The sequence below is a fragment of the Castellaniella sp. UC4447_H14 genome, assembly GCF_052978285.1.
Genome location: NZ_CM129666.1, coordinates 471648 through 486704, shown reverse-complemented (window position 1 = coordinate 486704; position 15057 = coordinate 471648). Strand labels below are relative to the sequence as shown.

The window sequence follows — 15057 nt, the reverse complement described above, 5'->3', positions numbered from 1 at the left end:
CGCTAGCCATCAGATAACCCTCGCCCCCATGCCGGCACGCTTGCGCAGCCGATAGAACGCCTGACCGTAGGCCGTGTAGGTCAATGCATCGTTGTTGACTTCCATCATCTGCGGCACGCGGAAGGCCACGCTCTCATCGCCGATTTGTTTGTCCTGCACGTTCAGCCGCGCGATCGGATCAATGCCGTTGGCTGGGTCCTCGCCGTACAGGAAGGTGAGCCAGCCAGCGGCGAAGTAGTACATGCCGCGCCGCTTGAAGTTGCCGCTATCGAGTGCGAACTCACCCCAGCCGCTGCCGCCCGTCTCCGTGTCGGCTTGGTACAGCAGGTCCATGACAACGTCATCGGACCACTTCTGCGGATCGGCGAATTGGCCGTTGAAGTAGGTCCGGAAGTCCGTGACGATGGCCGGGGTGATGTCCATGGCTTACTTGGAGCCCTTGTCGTCGCTGCCGGTCTTCTTCGCGTCGCTGCCGGCGTTCGAGCCGTCGTCACTCGCTTTCGCGGCCTTGCGCGCGGCGCGCGCCGTCGTCTCGATGAGATCGCCGCGGGCGATCAGGTACTGGACGTCGTCGCAATCGTCCACGTCGTAGACATCCTCAGTGCCCGGCTTGAGGGTGACCTTGTTCTCGCCGCTGAGCAGCTTGATGATGCTGCGGGAGGTGTTCTTCACTTTCATGTCGTATTCCTTGGTCGGAAAAATGAAGGGGGCCGAAGCCCCCTATCCCCATCAGCTCATCGAGGCCAGGTCGAAGTACCCGGCGCTCATCGGGTACCGGAACTCGGTGCCCGAGCACTTGTACTCGGCAGGAACCTTGATCTTCAGGTCGCGCGGCTGGGGAGCCGTGGGCCGCCAGAACATCGGCACGTACATGACGAGGTTGTCCGGATTGTTCTCGTAGATCAGGATGCGATCCTTGCCGCTGGTTCCGGCTCCATCCAGTTGGAAGCGCGGCAGGATCTTCATCTGCTGGCCGGTCATACGCGTGAAGAGGTTCTGCGACTGCAGGATCTCCAGGAGGGTCTTGTCGGGCGCGTACTGCGTGGCCATCGTGGTGGCCAGATACGTCCAACGCTTGGCGGCCAGCACCAGGGTATTGGGAACATGCACACCCGTGGACTGGTTCCAGACATCCCCGATCATGCCGTTGACGCTGTCAAGGATCATCTTGCCCGTGGTGCCGGCGTTGGTCCAATCGAGCGTACTGGTGGCATCCACCGTCACGTTCGGATGGTTGAAGAGGCCATACATCTTTCGGCTGGCATCGCCGAAATACGCCACGCGCTGCATGTGCTCTTCCGCGCCCCGGCGGGCCGCCATGGCCAGCGTGAGATCGATGGGCATATTCAGCTTCTGGGACTTGCGCAGCTCGTCCAGGCTGTACTCGAAGGAGTTGCCCGCATAGCCCACGGGCACCGTGTCCTTCTTGGCCTTGATCGCGACATTGGGCAGATCGTCGGCATTGGCGCCGATGAATTTGCCGAGTGTCACCGCGTCGTAGCTGATGTACGGAACAGTATCAACCCATTCGGGGATTCCGGTGTTGACCGGGACCAGCTCCTGGAAGTTGATGTTGGGGTACTTGGTCTCGTACAGGCGCGGTTCGACGGCGGCCAGCTGCGAGATGTAGAAGGCCAGACCGTCGTCGACCGTGGGCAGTGCATCGCTGAATGACACGGTTTGGCCGGCGCTCAGACCCAGAGCCGGGACGTCCCGGTCCAGAGTGGCTGTTACTTTAGGCATCATTAACCTCCGATAGCCAGGGAAATAGCGGCAAGCCCGGCCGCAGTCGTGGTTTCCTTGAAGCGGGCCCCGGTGATCTGCACGCCGGTGGTCGCCGTGGTTCCCGCCGCGTTGTTCGCGATGCCGGGATTGACGGCGGGAGCGCCGGAAGTACCTATGACCGCATACACCGGGTCGCCCGCAGCGACGGCACCGAGGGTCTGCACATAGATGGTGCCGACCGTCAGGACCGTGGCGTCACGCCCATCGGGCGCACCGCTCGCGTCTCCATCCTGTTGAGCGCGGTTCAGCTCGCGGCGCAGCACGCCGACGATGTTTGCGGCCGTGGTGGTATCGGTGACGGGCTTGATGGCGCCGTCGCCGTCGCGGGCCACGAACAGCCCCCAGGGGATGGTCGCGCCGGTCTTGTTCAGTTTGGAGACCGAATTACTCAGCTCCGAATCGACGACCATGCCGGCATACCGGTCGCCGTGGTTGATCGTGTATCCGCCAGTGATGGGCATGGTCGTTACTCCTTGGCTTGTTGAGTGAAGCGCGCCTTGTACGAGTCGTACGCCGGCTTGGGTTGCTCTTTGACGGCTGCGGCGCCGTCTTCAGCCAGCTTGCGCTTCTGGTCGGCGTGGGCGTCCGTGGTTTCCGCCTGATCGGCGGCCATGTCGAAGGCAGCCTGCACGTAGGCCTCGGACTTGCCTTTCCAATCCACCGTGGGACGGGCCTTGGTCAGCGCGGCGCGCTGGATTTCCACCGGAACGATGGAATCGCAGGTGAGGCCCGGCGCGACCTTCTCGGCCTTCGTGCGGGCGTCCAGCACGGCGGACACACGCGCATTCACGGCGTCGTCGGCTGTGGCTGCCTTCAGCTGGTTAATCTGCTCGACTTGGCCATCGATGGTCGCTTGGCGCTTGTCGATCTCGGCGGTGGAGTCTGTGACCTGTTTCTTCAGGCGGTCGATGTAGTCCGACACGAGCGCGGCGGTGGCCTCGTCTTGAACTTCCACCGAGCGTCCGCTGTCAAGCGTGATGATTTTGCTCATGGTGTTCCCTTTCGGTTGGTTGTCAAAAATACGGGCTTGCCGTCCTGCTCGTGCTGCCCCCGCGGGCAAAAGTGCGGCGTGGTTGATGCGGATGTCACGCTGCACGTATTCGTATTGGGTACCGTCGTCCGTGGTGCCAGGGGAGTGTTGGTACTCGGCGGTGTACCCGGCCGAGAGCTCCACGAAGCCGCGTTTTTCAACGGCGGCAATGGCGTCGGCATCCTTCACCACAAGATCGGCGACAACGAAGTCCCCGTCCTGGCGCCCGGGCCCCCGGATCGTCCCCACCGACGTCTTGCGGTAGTTCTTGGCGTTGACCAGCTCATTCGGGTGCATGACCGTGACATCGGCGCCGCCAAACGACGCAAGGCTGTCCGCCGCGAAGACCTCATCGGGCGGCCGATAGACCGTCACCCTGGCGTTCGGGTCGCCGTCCAGGTTCAATTCGCGCCGAAGGTACTGCTGCGTGCCCGTCTTCGACACCCGGCCCGGCACATGCAAAAAGCCCGCATCATCGTAGGTGCGGGCTGTGGTCTTGAAGGTCGCCTTGTCTTGAACGAATACTCGCGTCATGGTGCGTGTTCCTGGTTGCGCTTCACCTTGGAGTTGCGGATCGCGCGCGCCGTGCAGCGGCACTGGTAGTCGGATCCCGGCTGAATCCGTTCGCCATGCTCGTTGGCGGGTAGATGGTCCCAGCGGTAGACCCCACGGCCATATCCGACATCGGTGTTGGCGATCCTGTGATGGCTGGCCCGCACGCGCTCGTCGTCCGAATCCAGCCACTGGAAATACTCGTAGCCGGCATCGATCTGGCGCTGCTTGGTGAGCTCGCCGTTCACCTTCGCCGTCTGGTCCCGGGCGATGAACTGCGCCCGGCGCCGCGTGACGCCGTACTGTTCCTGGATTTGGGCAGCAACCTCACGGGGCAACAGGCCGATCCGCATGTTGGTGAACACGGAATTGGCCACGCCCTTCAGGTACTGCTCGGGGATCGACTTGATGAGGTTCGCATTCTGGATGGTGGCCGCCTGCATGGCGGCGCGCATCTGGGGCGAGCCCTGCAGCACGTCGATCCCAAACGAGCGCTTGTTCTGCCGGTCGATGGTGGAGAGCGTCGTGCGGATAAAGCCTGCGGACAGACGCATGGCCAGTTCCTGAAATCCCGGGGACGTCCACTTCGCCAGCAGCGTATCGATGATGGCCTGGATGTCCGCGCCCCACTCGTCCTGCACGTAGGCCGGGGCCTGAACATGGATGGCGGGTATGAGCCGGGCGTCGATGTCCGCTTTCACGGCGATCACGAGCCGCTGCAGGACCTGGTTGTACTGGATTTCAGGGCGTGAACGGCTCATCGGCTTGCTTCCCCTGCGGCTCGACCGGCCCCAGGCTCAGGTCCTCGGTCTGCTCGATCGCTTCGATCACGCCTTCCTCGTACTGATAGACCTCATCGGCCTCCAGTCGGCGCATGACCTGCGCGCGGCCCACCACGCCGGCATCGAGCAGGATCACATCGGTCTCAGCCTCGGTTTTCTTCGCGTCGGCCTCTTCCTTGCGGTTGGGCTGCGTGAGCCGGTTCCAGTCGTAGTTGTAGTCTTCGGGCATGGTGCCCAGGGCGCTACGCACCATGATGGCGTCCAGCATCGCCATGGGCCGGTCGAGTTGGCTCGTCTGGCGGCTGCGGATGCTGTCGTAATAGTTCTTCAGGTCCCCTTCGCCGGTGGCGTTCAGCCCTGCCGCCGAGCGCCCAAACAGGCGTGTGACTGGAATGTCCGCCGCGCCCGAGATCCAGACCATAAAGGTGTCCAGCACGGGCGCGATCCCGCTCATGTTGAGCGTGAGCCGGTCCAGTTTCTCGTCACCGTCCAACAGCGCCGTGTTGATGATGGACTTCATCTGATCGAAGAGCATGTAGCGCTCGATGATCTTCGGCTCCTGATCCGTGGTCAGTTCATCGGACAGGCCCTGGCGCGTGATGACGTCCACATTGGCCGACTGCATGAGCTCGGCGATGCCGTCCTTGGCCGACACCGTGTCCTTGATGTCCTCGAGGCACTTGCGCAGCTCCGAGTCGCCCCAGCCCTGCAGAATGATCCGCTGGCGGCGGGGGAGTTTCGCACCCACGAACTTGATGAAGTGCGTCCAGTGAATCTTCTGGCTGCCCTGGTAGAGCGTGTAGAACTCGGGCTGCAGGTAATTCTCGGCCAGGACGTCCCATGTGTTGATGGCGTGCGGGATCAGGTCCCAGCGATCGAACACCAGCAGGCGCTGGACCTCTCCCCGCTTCACCATCTCGGGCCGGAAGGGCTTCTCGAAGTCCTGGTTGGTGAGCGGCAGGATGACGGCGCCTCCAAAGAGCCGCGACCAGGACAGAGCCTCATTGACGCACGACTGAACGGAAAGCCGGTCCTCTTCCTGGCGAATGGCATCCGCATCCTGGCACTTGATCGTGCGCCACTCGCGCGTCATGTCGTCGGCGGGAATGTCGATGATCTGGCGGGCGATCCAGTTCGTCTCGTACGCGGCCTGCCACTGCTGGTAGTCCAGCAGCGCGCCCTGCACGAAATGATTGTGCAGCCGCTTACCGCGGCCGGTCCCCAGGCCGGAGACGACATTCACAAGGCCGTCCCGCATGGCCTGCGACTTGAGCTTGATGTGGGGTTTCTTCACAGCATGTCCGATATCGAGACGCGGGCCAGCATGCCGCGCGAAGCGGCTATCACCACGGCGTCGGCCAGGTTCGGGGACTTGACCTCACGCTTGGCCAGATCCTTTTTGCTTTCGACCTTCACCTTGCCCTGGTTGTCGTAATCGCGCAGCGGCGTGGCGAGCTCATCCGTGAGTCGATCGAGCAGCTTCGAGTCGATCTTCGATGTGTCGATGCTGATCATCTCGCTGGCGCGGAACTTGCGGCCCTTGGTGACGGCCAGGTGCGTATTGCGAAACCGGTCGGCGAGCAGCCACCAGGCCTGCGCCTTCAGGTTGGCGAAGAAGTCCTTGTTTTTGATCCTGGTGTCGCCGTAGTTCTTCTCCGGCTTTTCCACCTTGGCGCCGGCGTTGAACTTGAAGTGCCGGTGCCAGCCCATCGAATTCAGGTGTGAGCCCGTGCCGGCGCCCACCCCGATGCAGTCGTAGCCGATCACATCCGCCTCAATCTTCTCGGCGTTCTGCTTGGTCCGGGCGGCCGATTCGCGCAGCTCGTCCTCACCGCCGCGCCATTCGTCCATCAGGCATAGGATGGATCCATCCATGCCGGCGTTCGCGTTCTTGTCGCCGCCGTCGTCGGCCACGTCGTAGCCCACGCATTTGCGGCCGGTCCAATCGCCATCCACCCGCTCATGCGCATCAAAGGCAGACTGGATCCAGGCCCGCTTGATGACGGCGCCATCGTCCGAGTCGTGCGGCACGCCCAGGTAGACGTGCTGGTATTCCTCGTAGTTCTCGTCCTTGAGCGCCTCGATGACGCGCAGGATCGTGTCCGACAGGAACGGATTCTCGTCGTAGTTGATCCGTCGAACGATGGTGTTCGGCGGTGGATCCAGGACGAAGCGCTTGTACGCGAAGTCTGTCGCCAGCTTCGGGTTGAAGATGATCCAGATCTGCGACCCCTCCTTGCGGATGGTCGGCTCCAGAATCCTCCACTGCTCTTCGGTCAGGTTGTGGGCTTCCTCGATCCAGAGGATGTCGATGCCTTCCAGCGACTTGATTTCGTCGATGTGGCGCCACAGGCCATAGAACAGGAACTCGGTGCCCGTCTCGGCGCCAATGATCTTGTTGTCGAGGATGCGGAACTTGGTCCGCAACCCGAACCGGTCGATCTGCGACTTGAGCAGCGTGTAGACCGATTCCTCGATCTTGTTCTGGAACTGCCGCGCACACAGAATGCGCAGCCTGTAATTGCTCGCCAGGAACGTGGCGAACCCGGCCGCGTCCCACGACTTCGATGACGACCGTCCGCCTACGAGAACCCGGTTGCGTGCCGGTGTACGCCAGAACTGTCGAAGCGCCGGGTTAAGCGTCGGTTTGGGTGTCGTCCTCTCCATAGAAATGCGAAAGCCCCGACGGCACCTCAGTCACAGTCACGTCGATTTTGTCTTTGAACATCCCCAGGTGGCGCCCCAGCAATTCCAGATTTTTCACCTTGTCGGGCCACTTGATCTTCTTCAGGACGCCGACCATGGCGCGGTCGTCGCCCTTGCCTTCGAACAGCTCGGCCAGGTCGAACCCGGACAGGTACTGGCGCCAGACGCGGGGCCACTCACTGACCGGCTTCAGGCTCATGGTGTCGGTCATGATGTCCAGTACGTCCATCTGATCGATTTCGACCATGCGGGCGAGGACGTAGTCCTGGTCAATCTCGGTGCGCTTGGAGCGTGCCGCCTGCGCTTCGGATACAGCCGCTTGAATGTGGGGCTTGGACAGCAGCGCCTCGGCCTGTTGCTTGGCGGATCGCTCGCTGTAGCCGGCCCGGATCGCCGCCTGCGTGCCGTTCAGGTCCTTCAGGTATTCCTCGATGAACCGACGCTGCTTGGGGGGGATCTTGGCCATGGAAAGACACCGCGCCCCGCGAGTCCGAAGGCTCAGCGGGGCGCGACAGGCAGTGATGAGCGAGGAAGGAATAACGGGTTAATACTAATTGTTTCATTAAGTATCAAACCATACTCTGAAACTCCTAGACACTTTTGAACAGGAGTGAGCGATGGCGCAATACAAGTATTCTGAGTATCTGAATTCTAGCGATAGCACTGCATACGACCACATACATAATCCGGGATCCACTATCACGAACTCCGGAATATACCGATGCGAGGGATGCGGAAAAGAAATTGCCGCAAACAAGGAAGATCCGTTGCCTCCACAAAACCATCATCAGCACACCCAAGCGCAAGGATCAATTCGCTGGAAACTGATCGTGTTCGCGCAGTATGGGAAGTGAGGGGTTCGCACACCGAACAACGTAAAGTCATCCCGGAAAACGAAAATCCCCGTTCGCTGGACGCAGAACGGGGACTTATCAAATTAAGGTCAATTTGACAGTAAAAACTGTCATGCTGTCAAGGCCGCCGGCGACTTCACAATTCCAGAGTCGGTCAGAATCCTGGTAATGTGCTCGAAAGCCACAGCCCGCACGCCCCGCTTGTCCTGTCCTTTCTGCACTCTCTTGCCATCGAGCCACTGCTTGATAGCCGTCTGGTGTCGGTACGCCTGACGCTCCTCCAGGCCGCAGCGCTCTGCAGCTTCAACGATGTCCACCTTGGCACCGAACATCTTCCGAATGATCGCATCCCTCAGCACGCGATGCGACAGCGTGCCCGTCATGGCGCCGGCGATCGATGACCGGCTGACCTCGGCGATGGCCGCATCCCACTGCGCATTGGGTCTGTGTCCAGAGCAGCATGGACGCTTGCATTCGCAGCGCAGGGCGTGCGGCGCGTACTGGGCGAAGATGATGTATTGCGAGAGCGCTGGCATCAGCATGATGCGGCTCATGATCATCCCGGCCTGGGCCGCGCCATCGGTCCCCGACAGTCCCATCGACACGTGCCCGTCAGGATCATCGGCCAGCCGGTTCATGAGCGGGCGCTCGTACTGCTGATCCGAAAAGTTGAAGGCAAATAGCAGCGCATTGTGCGCAGTCTCGAAGAGCGGTTCCCGATCCATCACTTCCCCCTACCAAAGCCGTTGTGCCGTTCCGTACCGTTCCCAAAGCCCGACATGCTGACCTGCGTGGGCAGACCGTCAATCTCCGCCGCTCTTGGGTGTGGTGTCGGTGTCCACTCTTCCAGGGTCATGCGATTGACCGTGGACGGCTGGGCTTTCTCGCCCACATATTTCTCCGGTTTGGGCGAGACGCTCTCCACAATCCGCAGGAAATATTGGGTGCTCGACTCGCCGTTTTTCGGCGGCCAGAAGCGGCCCGTACAAACCGCGATCAGGAACACCGCGCTCTCGCGCCCGTTGACGTTCTCGCCGCGGTCTCGCAGCACCTGCGCGACGGATCGCTTCGCGCTTTGCGTCCTGGCGTAGGCCTTCTTTTTGAGCGGCATTACTCGACTCCCACGAGCGACACGATGACCTGCACGCCTGGCCTCGAGCGATAGCGCTTCTTCGCTGAGTGATCGACCACCTGAGTATCGTCGTTCCAGACCACACCATTGAGCGCATCGAAGACGGCCTTGACCACGTTGTCAGAATCCGGTTTGCCGGTGGGCAGCAGCTTGTCAGCAGCCGCCAGCGCCTGCTTTTTCTTCGACCACGACGCGGGTATTGGCAACGCGATGAATAGAGTAGCCACAACCGGGCCCTCGAGCGGCGCCCGGCCGGCCATGGCTTGACTGGCAGCCAGCGCCACGGTGGATTCGTAAGTCACGGTCTTTTCGGGCGTGTACATCCGCACGAACTTGCCGCGCGCGACAGCCCGGGGCCGGCCCTTACCCTGGGGTTTGCCGGGAACAAAGAACCGTATCGCCTGGGTATCGCCTTCGCCCATTTGGTGGCCACCCCAATCTTCAGACGAATCAAGCGGTTGGCGCTGAATCGGACGAGTCTGCAGGCCACCCTGCAGGGTTCGCCCACGCGCCTGTCGGCGCTCGAGAAGGTCACCAGCAGTCGGCGGGAATGCCAGGTCCTCGCGGCTTGTTGGATGGTCATGAAAAGTCATGCAGTTTCCCCGAGAATGAGGTTGCGAAATTTGGCCTGCTGATCAGCCAACCACTGCCGGCGGCGCTGGGCCACATCAGGCTTGACCGCCGAGAATCCGGCGCAGGTTCGATCGAACACGGCGCTCTGAAACCGTCCGGTGCGGTGGTCCAGACCGCAGGTGCCGTAGCCCACGCGGGCCATGTCCGTGTACCGGCGCATGTCGAAGTGCTGGCAGTCGATGCAATGGACGGGAGGCAAGGTCATACGAACGCGTCCGCAGCGATGTCGGCCGCATGGGTCCAGGTGTCTCCGGCGCGCCTGGGTTGATCGGGCTCAAAGGTTGGCGTGCTGGCATCGCGGCACTCAGCGTCGAGCTGCGACAACAGGTGCCGTGCCATCGTTCGCAGCGTGAGCGGCCGCCCGTCGACCGGAGGCTTTGCAGTCAACACCGACTCCCGGTGAAAGCGGCGCAGCGTATCGGCCACGTCCGCCGGTATCCGTGTGTTGGGTGGCTCGTTCGACCAGGCCAACGCCAAGCGATACAGCCCGATGCGGTTGTTGGCCCGCAGTGTGATGTCGGCGTTCTCCGCGTAGGCGGCGCCAAAGTGCAGCCGGCAGAACCACTCGCTCGAGCCTGTGGTGCTCGCCGCGATCGTGCCAGGCAGCTTACAACCCGCGATGCAGCACGCGCCTGTGGCGATATGCGGCTGTTCGTTCTGATCGACTTGTGCCCGTTGTGTTCTCGGGTTCGGAATGCCTTTCATGCCCTTGCTCCCTGAGACTCACGCTGTCTGAGCGTTTCGAAAATCCGATCCTTGAAGCTCGCGTAGTCCTCGGAAGGCCTTGCGAACATGCCCAGTTCACGAGCTTTGCGATCAACGCCGGCATCGGAGCGCCACCACTGATCCTGCGCAGCGGCGGCCGGCTTGCTGGCTGGAGATACCAGTGGCGCAGCCCGGATGTCGGCGATGATGGGCGCGAGGTACGCGGTGCCGATGGGCTGGTCGCTGCCCTGGTCCTTGCGCCGGGCCTTCGCTGTTTCCAGCGCCCGGAGCGCCTCGGCATCGGTCACGCCATCCCGGACCCACTCGGCGATACGCCGGTCATTCGGCAAGGTCCTCGGGTCGGCGCCGTTACGGCGTAGCAGCACCGCGAGCTGCGTGGCGCGCTTTGGCGCTTCGTCGGGAATGGCTGCGGGTGGACCGGCGAGTGTCCCGCCATGTGGGTCGATGACTTCGGGGCCGGCAGGCGGCGCGGCGGAAGGTGCCTCGCGTATACGCCCGCGCGGGGGATGTGCCGCCGCCGCTTCTTCTTCTTTTGATAGATGGTGCTTGGTAGATGGTGCTTGGTGAGCTTTCTGTTGGGTTTCTGGATCGGAACCCGGCAATAACCCATCGGGTTTCTGTTGGGTTTCTGGATCGGAACCTTTGGGTTTCTTAGGAGGGCGACCGCCCTTCTTTCCGTTCTCCTGTGCGGCGACAATTCGTTTGTTCGCTGCAACAAGTTCACGTTCCACGCGCCCCTGGATCCACACGCCGTCTACAAGCTCGAAGAACTCCTCAAGAACGGCATCCACGGCACGGCACTCCTCATCTGAGCGAGCCCTCGCCAGGCGATACGCCTGGTCGGCCGGAATTCCACGTTCCGTCGAATAGTATCTGTCGAGCAGGATTCTGTAGGCACCATGCTCCAGCATGGATAGGTGACCTGTGTCTTTGGCGTAGTCACCTAGATGGTGCTCGTAATAGTTCATGCCAAAGACCTCCTGGCCCGCGCGGCATCGCGCACAGGCTGCCACCGGGCCAGCGCATCAAAGAACACCGCGCGCTTTTCCTCGCGGGTCGCGGTTGTGCCGAAATCGAGCCAGTAGTGGCAGGCTGCGCAACCTGGGACACTGAACCGGTCAGCCGCCTTCAGCCCCATGCCCTTGCCGGTATCTCCCCAGTTGCCATGGCAGTCGACCACGGTCGGATCCTCCGGAATGTGCGGGCAGATGCCGCGGACAAGCAGGTAGCAGGATTGCCCGCAGCAGGCATCCAGCAACTTCTGATCGTGGTGGCCCGCGATCTTGTGCTTGCGCCGGCCTGAGTGCTTCATCGGGCTGCGCGCCATCGGTTTGGTGGAGTGCATCGGCGCCTTGCGCTGCAGCGGCTTGCCCGGCTTGAGGGTGCTGTTCCAGAGAGTCATTCTCCGAATCCCTCCAGAATCGTTTCCATCATCTCGGCCGCCGCGATGGGAGCCAGATGCGGCCACAAGGTTTTCTGAGCATGCGCAGTGCGCAGGAACCGCACGGCATCCGCGTGAAATACCTCCATCTCGCCCTGCTCAAGCTTCGCGTAGCTGATCGACTTCACGACCGGTATCACGCCGCCTTTCGGTCCTGGAAACCACGTCACAAATCCGGCGCCAGTCTTTAACCACGTCCTGAAGCCCGCGAAGACCTCGAACCGCTCCTGCGCCTCAAATACACGCTGTTCCAGCGCCATGTGCTTACGGTGGTACCAGCCCAGGCGCTCCTGGTTGGTGCTGATGTTCATCGCTTCGCCCGGCTCCAACTTCCAGATCCGGTTCCACAGGCGGCGCCACTTGCGCTGGTTCCGCTCGCCAAGCCCGTCCACGGCCTCGAACACCGCTCGGCGCGCGATCGCGCGCTCCTGTTCGGTGAGCGTGATGTCGTGGCGACGGACCAGGGTGATTTCAGCCATTACTTCAGCGCCCACCAGATACCGACTGCGGCGATGACAAACGGCGCGCACGCGACCACAGCGAAGAGCTCGATGTCGGCTCCGTCCATCACGCCGGCACTCCCGGCTGCGGCTCGGCGTGCCGGCGGCGCTCCCCGTGCGGTTCATCGCGAGCGAGGTCGGCTTCGAGATACTTCAGCGCCATACGCTTCAATGCGCGCATTTCCTCCGGTTCCACAACGATGGAATCGGCGGTGGCCACCTGCAGGTTCAGGGCTGCCATGATCTGGCAAATCCGCTCCAGATCGTCCGTGATGGCCCTGCTCACGGTGCTGGCCGACACGCCCATGCATTCGGCTGCATGCTCCTGCGTGACGCCTGCAAGTCGCTGCAAGATGGCCGCCTGAATTCGTGCAGCGCTTTTGCGTGTGATCTCAACCCGCTCCGGAGATACTGGTTGTGTGTTCATGATGAAAAATTCATCCGATGAGGAAATCCAGAATGGAAACCGCGCCCTGCCCCGCCGACACTGTCGACATGGACGAAAACACGCGACACAGCCTGATGGATCAAGCCGAGCGCCTGGCGCTGGAAGTGTTCGGCGAGAACGCCGAGATGGAGCTCATTGAGGCGGTGTTCGAACGCCTGGCCTGGAACTGGTGCCAGGGCCTGCCGGCCGATGGCGCGACGACGGTGCACTGAGATGGTGTCCCCTGGGCCGATGGGTGTCCTGTCGTCAGCGGGATCTGGGCGCCACGGATTGCGGGTGGCCGGCCCAACCGCCATAGAATCGGAACTGTCACACCCCGAAACCACAACAGAAGAACCGACCATGGAACTCAATCTTGACTCACACATCATCGAAATCCCCTGCGAGGCATGCGGCCATAAGCTTCGCGAGTCCATCGGACGGCTCAAGCACGATCCGGAGATCACCTGCCCGAGCTGCGGAGTCGTCACCAAGATCGAGGCTTCTGGTCTGCGCAAGGGTGTCGCCGAGGCCCAGAAAGGCATGGCGGACCTTCAGCGATCGATCAAGAAACTGTTCAAGTGATGCCAGGCATTCGTTCAGCGGAGACGGATCCAGCGAGAGGTGCGTTGTGCGTTCACTCATGCTTTTTCTCTCGTGCCGCGCGCCAGCGGCGGCGCTCCTCGAAGAGCAGCGCGTGTACGTGACCCAGGATGTAGCCCGCGCCGATGGAGACCAGCATGATGAGAGCTAGGGTGAGGTCAGACATGGGTGATGCCTCCATCGCCACGCGCCGTAGAATCGGAAGCTCTCACACAACACTCATCTACGGCGGGGGAATTCTTGTGGACTTTGCCTTGATCACCGGCGCGGTGGCAGCCATCAACGGTGCCATGGACATCGGAAAAGGTGCCGTTGCCATTCGGGATGGCGCCAAAGCATCTGAAGTAGTTCGGGCCATGAACGAAAAGCTGCTCAACGCCCAGCAGCGTCTGTTCGAACTCAGCGCTGCCCTGGGTACGTTGCAGCAGGAGAACTTCCAGGCCGCACAGGAGCTGAGAGAACTGAGAGAAGCCCTCGCGGAGCGCAACCGCTACACGCTTTTCGAGCTCGTTCCCGGCAGCTTCGTGTATCGAGTGAATCTCCCTCCAGAACGGACCGATGGACTCGACCCACGAGGCTCTGAGCCGGAGCACTATGTCTGTCAGCAATGCCTCGACTCCCCCGTCAAAAGAAAGGTCGTTCTGAGGCACTTCGCCCGTAACGAGTACACGTACGCCAATTGGCGATGCCCCGTCTGCAGGACGGTCATCTACGAGGAGGACAGGCGACATGGATGAGTCAGCCATGCTTTTTCCCTCGTGCCGCACGCCAGCGGCGGCGTTCCTCGAAAAGCAGCGCGTGTACATGGCCCAGGATGTAGCCAGCGCCGACGCAGGACAGCATGACCAGCGCAAGTGCAAGATCAGACATGGGAGACCTCATGGAAATAGGACTTGAACTGCCCGAGGACGATGAGGTGGACCAGCTCGCGGAGGCGGCGTACACGCTTGCTGTCGCCCAGTTTGGCGAGGACCCGCCGTACGAAGAGGTGCGCAAGATCTTTTGGGCGCTGCTGTTCGATGGGGACAGCAGCCCGGATGGGTGAGCTACGCATGCTCGGGCTCCCGAGACTGCGCCGTCAGTTCTGGCCAGATCTCTTGCCAGTCTTGTGGTCGCAGTTGCTGCCGACGCACTCCGAGTGCCCTTTCGATTGCGAGGCAGTTCTCGGGCCGCAGTGCGTGCTTGCTATGCAGCCATTTGTGGATGTGCGGCTGCTTTTTCCCAAGGCGGCGCGCCAGAGCCGACTGGGTTCCGCCAGCGCGTTGTATCGCCTCCAGAAGGGCCGGATAGGATGGGTTATGAGTGTCCATACGGACAATATATAACCTAAGTTATCCCATGGTCAATAACTTCTGTTCTTTGACCCATTACACCCGTGGTTATAGGATTCGCCAATGAATGAGCTCGACTTCGGCTTCAGGGTGCGCAGCAGGCGCAGGCTACTGGGTATCACCCAAGACGACCTGGGGAAGGCTGTCGGCATTTCGCAGGTGTCGATTCGCAAGATTGAAGCCGGCGGCCAAACAAGACATGGCCGGAAGATCGCCGAGGCGCTGAAGACAACGCTTCAATGGTTGGAGACAGGGAAGGATCCGGTCGTCGATGATGACGGCTTCATGAGTGGAGAAGCCTCGTCCGGATTGCATCGGGAATGCGCTGAACCCGACCCATGGCCCCTCAAGAAATCGACCCCCGGTCGCATTCGGGCCCTCTCCCCTGCCCAACAGCGCCGGACGGACGACGCGCTCGACGCGATCCTGAGGGGGCTGGAAGCTGAGGGGAAGTAGGCGGTGCTGGTGTGGGTTTGGGGGGTGAAATAGACGTTTTTGCCCGGCAGGTAACAAGCCATGTTGAGTGTGTGGAAATGCGAAAGGATGACAAGCCGA

26 protein-coding genes are annotated in these 15057 nt (G+C 61.7%); 5 read left to right on the top strand and 21 right to left on the bottom strand.

The annotated features are described in order from the left end of the window. Positions 1 to 9: 9 nt before the first annotated feature. The 18 genes from ACVCMJ_RS02375 to ACVCMJ_RS02290 all read right to left on the bottom strand — a co-directional run bounded on the left by ACVCMJ_RS02375 (position 10) and on the right by ACVCMJ_RS02290 (position 12493). Positions 10 to 423 (bottom strand): DUF4054 domain-containing protein, encoded by a 414-nt coding sequence (locus ACVCMJ_RS02375; protein ID WP_447079864.1) that lies wholly within the window; start codon positions 421 to 423, stop codon positions 10 to 12. Between the two features lie 3 nt (positions 424 to 426). After that, entirely contained in the window at positions 427 to 678 is a 252-nt protein-coding gene (locus ACVCMJ_RS02370) for a hypothetical protein (protein WP_447079863.1), read from the bottom strand. A 51-nt stretch (positions 679 to 729) separates the two neighbouring features. Beyond that, positions 730 to 1743: a DUF2184 domain-containing protein gene (locus ACVCMJ_RS02365; RefSeq protein ID WP_447079862.1), complete on the bottom strand. Its 1014-nt coding sequence runs from the start codon at positions 1741 to 1743 to the stop codon at positions 730 to 732. Between the two features lie 2 nt (positions 1744 to 1745). Continuing rightward, entirely contained in the window at positions 1746 to 2246 is a 501-nt protein-coding gene (locus ACVCMJ_RS02360; RefSeq protein ID WP_447079861.1) for a structural cement protein Gp24, read from the bottom strand. 5 nt (positions 2247 to 2251) lie between these two features. Continuing rightward, positions 2252 to 3412, bottom strand: a complete 1161-nt coding sequence (locus ACVCMJ_RS02355) for a DUF2213 domain-containing protein (protein WP_447079860.1) — start codon at positions 3410 to 3412, stop codon at positions 2252 to 2254. Beyond that, positions 3346 to 4128, bottom strand: coding sequence for a phage head morphogenesis protein (locus ACVCMJ_RS02350; RefSeq protein WP_447079859.1), 783 nt, complete (start codon positions 4126 to 4128; stop codon positions 3346 to 3348). The genes ACVCMJ_RS02355 and ACVCMJ_RS02350 overlap by 67 nt, the downstream gene beginning before the upstream one ends. Continuing rightward, on the bottom strand, positions 4109 to 5443 hold the full coding sequence (locus tag ACVCMJ_RS02345; protein WP_447079858.1) for a DUF1073 domain-containing protein: 1335 nt from the start codon (positions 5441 to 5443) through the stop codon (positions 4109 to 4111). Before ACVCMJ_RS02345 ends, ACVCMJ_RS02350 begins: the two co-directional genes overlap by 20 nt. Beyond that, entirely contained in the window at positions 5440 to 6816 is a 1377-nt protein-coding gene (locus ACVCMJ_RS02340) for a PBSX family phage terminase large subunit (protein WP_447079857.1), read from the bottom strand. The genes ACVCMJ_RS02345 and ACVCMJ_RS02340 overlap by 4 nt, the downstream gene beginning before the upstream one ends. Beyond that, entirely contained in the window at positions 6785 to 7321 is a 537-nt protein-coding gene (locus ACVCMJ_RS02335; protein WP_447079856.1) for a terminase small subunit, read from the bottom strand. Before ACVCMJ_RS02335 ends, ACVCMJ_RS02340 begins: the two co-directional genes overlap by 32 nt. 498 nt (positions 7322 to 7819) lie before the next feature. Next, positions 7820 to 8434 (bottom strand): DNA-binding protein, encoded by a 615-nt coding sequence (locus ACVCMJ_RS02330; protein ID WP_447079855.1) that lies wholly within the window; start codon positions 8432 to 8434, stop codon positions 7820 to 7822. After that, positions 8434 to 8820, bottom strand: a complete 387-nt coding sequence (locus ACVCMJ_RS02325) for a hypothetical protein (RefSeq protein WP_447079854.1) — start codon at positions 8818 to 8820, stop codon at positions 8434 to 8436. Before ACVCMJ_RS02325 ends, ACVCMJ_RS02330 begins: the two co-directional genes overlap by 1 nt. After that, the gene (locus tag ACVCMJ_RS02320) at positions 8820 to 9434 is read right to left on the bottom strand and encodes a RusA family crossover junction endodeoxyribonuclease (RefSeq protein WP_447079853.1); all 615 of its coding nucleotides are present in this window, start codon (positions 9432 to 9434) and stop codon (positions 8820 to 8822) included. Before ACVCMJ_RS02320 ends, ACVCMJ_RS02325 begins: the two co-directional genes overlap by 1 nt. Then, positions 9431 to 9679: a hypothetical protein gene (locus ACVCMJ_RS02315; protein WP_447079852.1), complete on the bottom strand. Its 249-nt coding sequence runs from the start codon at positions 9677 to 9679 to the stop codon at positions 9431 to 9433. The genes ACVCMJ_RS02320 and ACVCMJ_RS02315 overlap by 4 nt, the downstream gene beginning before the upstream one ends. Then, entirely contained in the window at positions 9676 to 10179 is a 504-nt protein-coding gene (locus ACVCMJ_RS02310) for a hypothetical protein (protein WP_447079851.1), read from the bottom strand. The genes ACVCMJ_RS02315 and ACVCMJ_RS02310 overlap by 4 nt, the downstream gene beginning before the upstream one ends. Further along, positions 10176 to 11168, bottom strand: coding sequence for a YdaU family protein (locus ACVCMJ_RS02305; protein ID WP_447079850.1), 993 nt, complete (start codon positions 11166 to 11168; stop codon positions 10176 to 10178). The genes ACVCMJ_RS02310 and ACVCMJ_RS02305 overlap by 4 nt, the downstream gene beginning before the upstream one ends. Continuing rightward, positions 11165 to 11602 (bottom strand): hypothetical protein, encoded by a 438-nt coding sequence (locus tag ACVCMJ_RS02300; RefSeq protein ID WP_447079849.1) that lies wholly within the window; start codon positions 11600 to 11602, stop codon positions 11165 to 11167. Before ACVCMJ_RS02300 ends, ACVCMJ_RS02305 begins: the two co-directional genes overlap by 4 nt. Next, positions 11599 to 12120: a hypothetical protein gene (locus tag ACVCMJ_RS02295; protein ID WP_447079848.1), complete on the bottom strand. Its 522-nt coding sequence runs from the start codon at positions 12118 to 12120 to the stop codon at positions 11599 to 11601. The genes ACVCMJ_RS02300 and ACVCMJ_RS02295 overlap by 4 nt, the downstream gene beginning before the upstream one ends. A gap of 88 nt (positions 12121 to 12208) precedes the next feature. Beyond that, positions 12209 to 12493 (bottom strand): MarR family transcriptional regulator, encoded by a 285-nt coding sequence (locus ACVCMJ_RS02290; protein ID WP_447082746.1) that lies wholly within the window; start codon positions 12491 to 12493, stop codon positions 12209 to 12211. A gap of 107 nt (positions 12494 to 12600) precedes the next feature. Here ACVCMJ_RS02290 and ACVCMJ_RS02285 point away from each other — a divergent pair, with 107 nt between their 5' ends. Next, on the top strand, positions 12601 to 12801 hold the full coding sequence (locus ACVCMJ_RS02285; protein ID WP_447079846.1) for a hypothetical protein: 201 nt from the start codon (positions 12601 to 12603) through the stop codon (positions 12799 to 12801). 130 nt (positions 12802 to 12931) lie between these two features. After that, complete coding sequence (locus ACVCMJ_RS02280) at positions 12932 to 13153, top strand: hypothetical protein (RefSeq protein WP_447079845.1); 222 nt, start codon at positions 12932 to 12934, stop codon at positions 13151 to 13153. A gap of 52 nt (positions 13154 to 13205) precedes the next feature. Here ACVCMJ_RS02280 and ACVCMJ_RS02275 read toward each other — a convergent pair whose 3' ends face one another. Next, positions 13206 to 13337 carry a hypothetical protein gene (locus ACVCMJ_RS02275; protein ID WP_447079844.1) on the bottom strand — a complete coding sequence of 44 codons (132 nt, stop codon included), beginning with the start codon at positions 13335 to 13337 and terminating at the stop codon, positions 13206 to 13208. On the opposite strand from ACVCMJ_RS02275, the gene ACVCMJ_RS02270 reads away from it, so the two are divergent. Continuing rightward, positions 13336 to 13908 carry a hypothetical protein gene (locus ACVCMJ_RS02270; RefSeq protein WP_447079843.1) on the top strand — a complete coding sequence of 191 codons (573 nt, stop codon included), beginning with the start codon at positions 13336 to 13338 and terminating at the stop codon, positions 13906 to 13908. The two genes, ACVCMJ_RS02275 and ACVCMJ_RS02270, sit on opposite strands and share 2 nt — an antisense overlap. 1 nt (position 13909) lies before the next feature. Here the strand turns inward: ACVCMJ_RS02270 and ACVCMJ_RS02265 are convergent, their stop codons facing one another. Further along, entirely contained in the window at positions 13910 to 14041 is a 132-nt protein-coding gene (locus tag ACVCMJ_RS02265; RefSeq protein ID WP_447079842.1) for a hypothetical protein, read from the bottom strand. A gap of 10 nt (positions 14042 to 14051) precedes the next feature. On the opposite strand from ACVCMJ_RS02265, the gene ACVCMJ_RS02260 reads away from it, so the two are divergent. Then, complete coding sequence (locus ACVCMJ_RS02260) at positions 14052 to 14216, top strand: hypothetical protein (RefSeq protein WP_447079841.1); 165 nt, start codon at positions 14052 to 14054, stop codon at positions 14214 to 14216. Position 14217: 1 nt separating this feature from the next. Here ACVCMJ_RS02260 and ACVCMJ_RS02255 read toward each other — a convergent pair whose 3' ends face one another. Further along, the gene (locus ACVCMJ_RS02255) at positions 14218 to 14481 is read right to left on the bottom strand and encodes a YdaS family helix-turn-helix protein (protein ID WP_447079840.1); all 264 of its coding nucleotides are present in this window, start codon (positions 14479 to 14481) and stop codon (positions 14218 to 14220) included. An 84-nt stretch (positions 14482 to 14565) separates the two neighbouring features. Between ACVCMJ_RS02255 and ACVCMJ_RS02250 the strand changes: the two genes are divergently transcribed. Next, positions 14566 to 14958, top strand: a complete 393-nt coding sequence (locus tag ACVCMJ_RS02250; protein WP_447079839.1) for a helix-turn-helix transcriptional regulator — start codon at positions 14566 to 14568, stop codon at positions 14956 to 14958. Positions 14959 to 15057 lie beyond the last annotated feature (99 nt).

What these genes read in the sequence shown, in the direction of transcription:
- ACVCMJ_RS02330 (WP_447079855.1), bottom strand. Translation starts at nt 8,434, where the DNA reads ATGGATCGGGAACCGCTCTTCGAGACTGCGCACAATGCGCTGCTATTT.
- ACVCMJ_RS02270 (WP_447079843.1), top strand. Translation starts at nt 13,336, where the DNA reads ATGGGTGATGCCTCCATCGCCACGCGCCGTAGAATCGGAAGCTCTCAC.
- ACVCMJ_RS02300 (WP_447079849.1), bottom strand. Translation starts at nt 11,602, where the DNA reads ATGACTCTCTGGAACAGCACCCTCAAGCCGGGCAAGCCGCTGCAGCGC.
- ACVCMJ_RS02365 (WP_447079862.1), bottom strand. Translation starts at nt 1,743, where the DNA reads ATGCCTAAAGTAACAGCCACTCTGGACCGGGACGTCCCGGCTCTGGGT.
- ACVCMJ_RS02265 (WP_447079842.1), bottom strand. Translation starts at nt 14,041, where the DNA reads ATGTCTGATCTTGCACTTGCGCTGGTCATGCTGTCCTGCGTCGGCGCT.
- ACVCMJ_RS02275 (WP_447079844.1), bottom strand. Translation starts at nt 13,337, where the DNA reads ATGTCTGACCTCACCCTAGCTCTCATCATGCTGGTCTCCATCGGCGCG.
- ACVCMJ_RS02320 (WP_447079853.1), bottom strand. Translation starts at nt 9,434, where the DNA reads ATGACTTTTCATGACCATCCAACAAGCCGCGAGGACCTGGCATTCCCG.
- ACVCMJ_RS02305 (WP_447079850.1), bottom strand. Translation starts at nt 11,168, where the DNA reads ATGAACTATTACGAGCACCATCTAGGTGACTACGCCAAAGACACAGGT.
- ACVCMJ_RS02375 (WP_447079864.1), bottom strand. Translation starts at nt 423, where the DNA reads ATGGACATCACCCCGGCCATCGTCACGGACTTCCGGACCTACTTCAAC.
- ACVCMJ_RS02315 (WP_447079852.1), bottom strand. Translation starts at nt 9,679, where the DNA reads ATGACCTTGCCTCCCGTCCATTGCATCGACTGCCAGCACTTCGACATG.
- ACVCMJ_RS02280 (WP_447079845.1), top strand. Translation starts at nt 12,932, where the DNA reads ATGGAACTCAATCTTGACTCACACATCATCGAAATCCCCTGCGAGGCA.
- ACVCMJ_RS02340 (WP_447079857.1), bottom strand. Translation starts at nt 6,816, where the DNA reads ATGGAGAGGACGACACCCAAACCGACGCTTAACCCGGCGCTTCGACAG.
- ACVCMJ_RS02310 (WP_447079851.1), bottom strand. Translation starts at nt 10,179, where the DNA reads ATGAAAGGCATTCCGAACCCGAGAACACAACGGGCACAAGTCGATCAG.
- ACVCMJ_RS02335 (WP_447079856.1), bottom strand. Translation starts at nt 7,321, where the DNA reads ATGGCCAAGATCCCCCCCAAGCAGCGTCGGTTCATCGAGGAATACCTG.
- ACVCMJ_RS02350 (WP_447079859.1), bottom strand. Translation starts at nt 4,128, where the DNA reads ATGAGCCGTTCACGCCCTGAAATCCAGTACAACCAGGTCCTGCAGCGG.
- ACVCMJ_RS02295 (WP_447079848.1), bottom strand. Translation starts at nt 12,120, where the DNA reads ATGGCTGAAATCACCCTGGTCCGTCGCCACGACATCACGCTCACCGAA.
- ACVCMJ_RS02260 (WP_447079841.1), top strand. Translation starts at nt 14,052, where the DNA reads ATGGAAATAGGACTTGAACTGCCCGAGGACGATGAGGTGGACCAGCTC.
- ACVCMJ_RS02250 (WP_447079839.1), top strand. Translation starts at nt 14,566, where the DNA reads ATGAATGAGCTCGACTTCGGCTTCAGGGTGCGCAGCAGGCGCAGGCTA.
- ACVCMJ_RS02285 (WP_447079846.1), top strand. Translation starts at nt 12,601, where the DNA reads ATGGAAACCGCGCCCTGCCCCGCCGACACTGTCGACATGGACGAAAAC.
- ACVCMJ_RS02325 (WP_447079854.1), bottom strand. Translation starts at nt 8,820, where the DNA reads ATGCCGCTCAAAAAGAAGGCCTACGCCAGGACGCAAAGCGCGAAGCGA.
- ACVCMJ_RS02370 (WP_447079863.1), bottom strand. Translation starts at nt 678, where the DNA reads ATGAAAGTGAAGAACACCTCCCGCAGCATCATCAAGCTGCTCAGCGGC.
- ACVCMJ_RS02255 (WP_447079840.1), bottom strand. Translation starts at nt 14,481, where the DNA reads ATGGACACTCATAACCCATCCTATCCGGCCCTTCTGGAGGCGATACAA.
- ACVCMJ_RS02360 (WP_447079861.1), bottom strand. Translation starts at nt 2,246, where the DNA reads ATGCCCATCACTGGCGGATACACGATCAACCACGGCGACCGGTATGCC.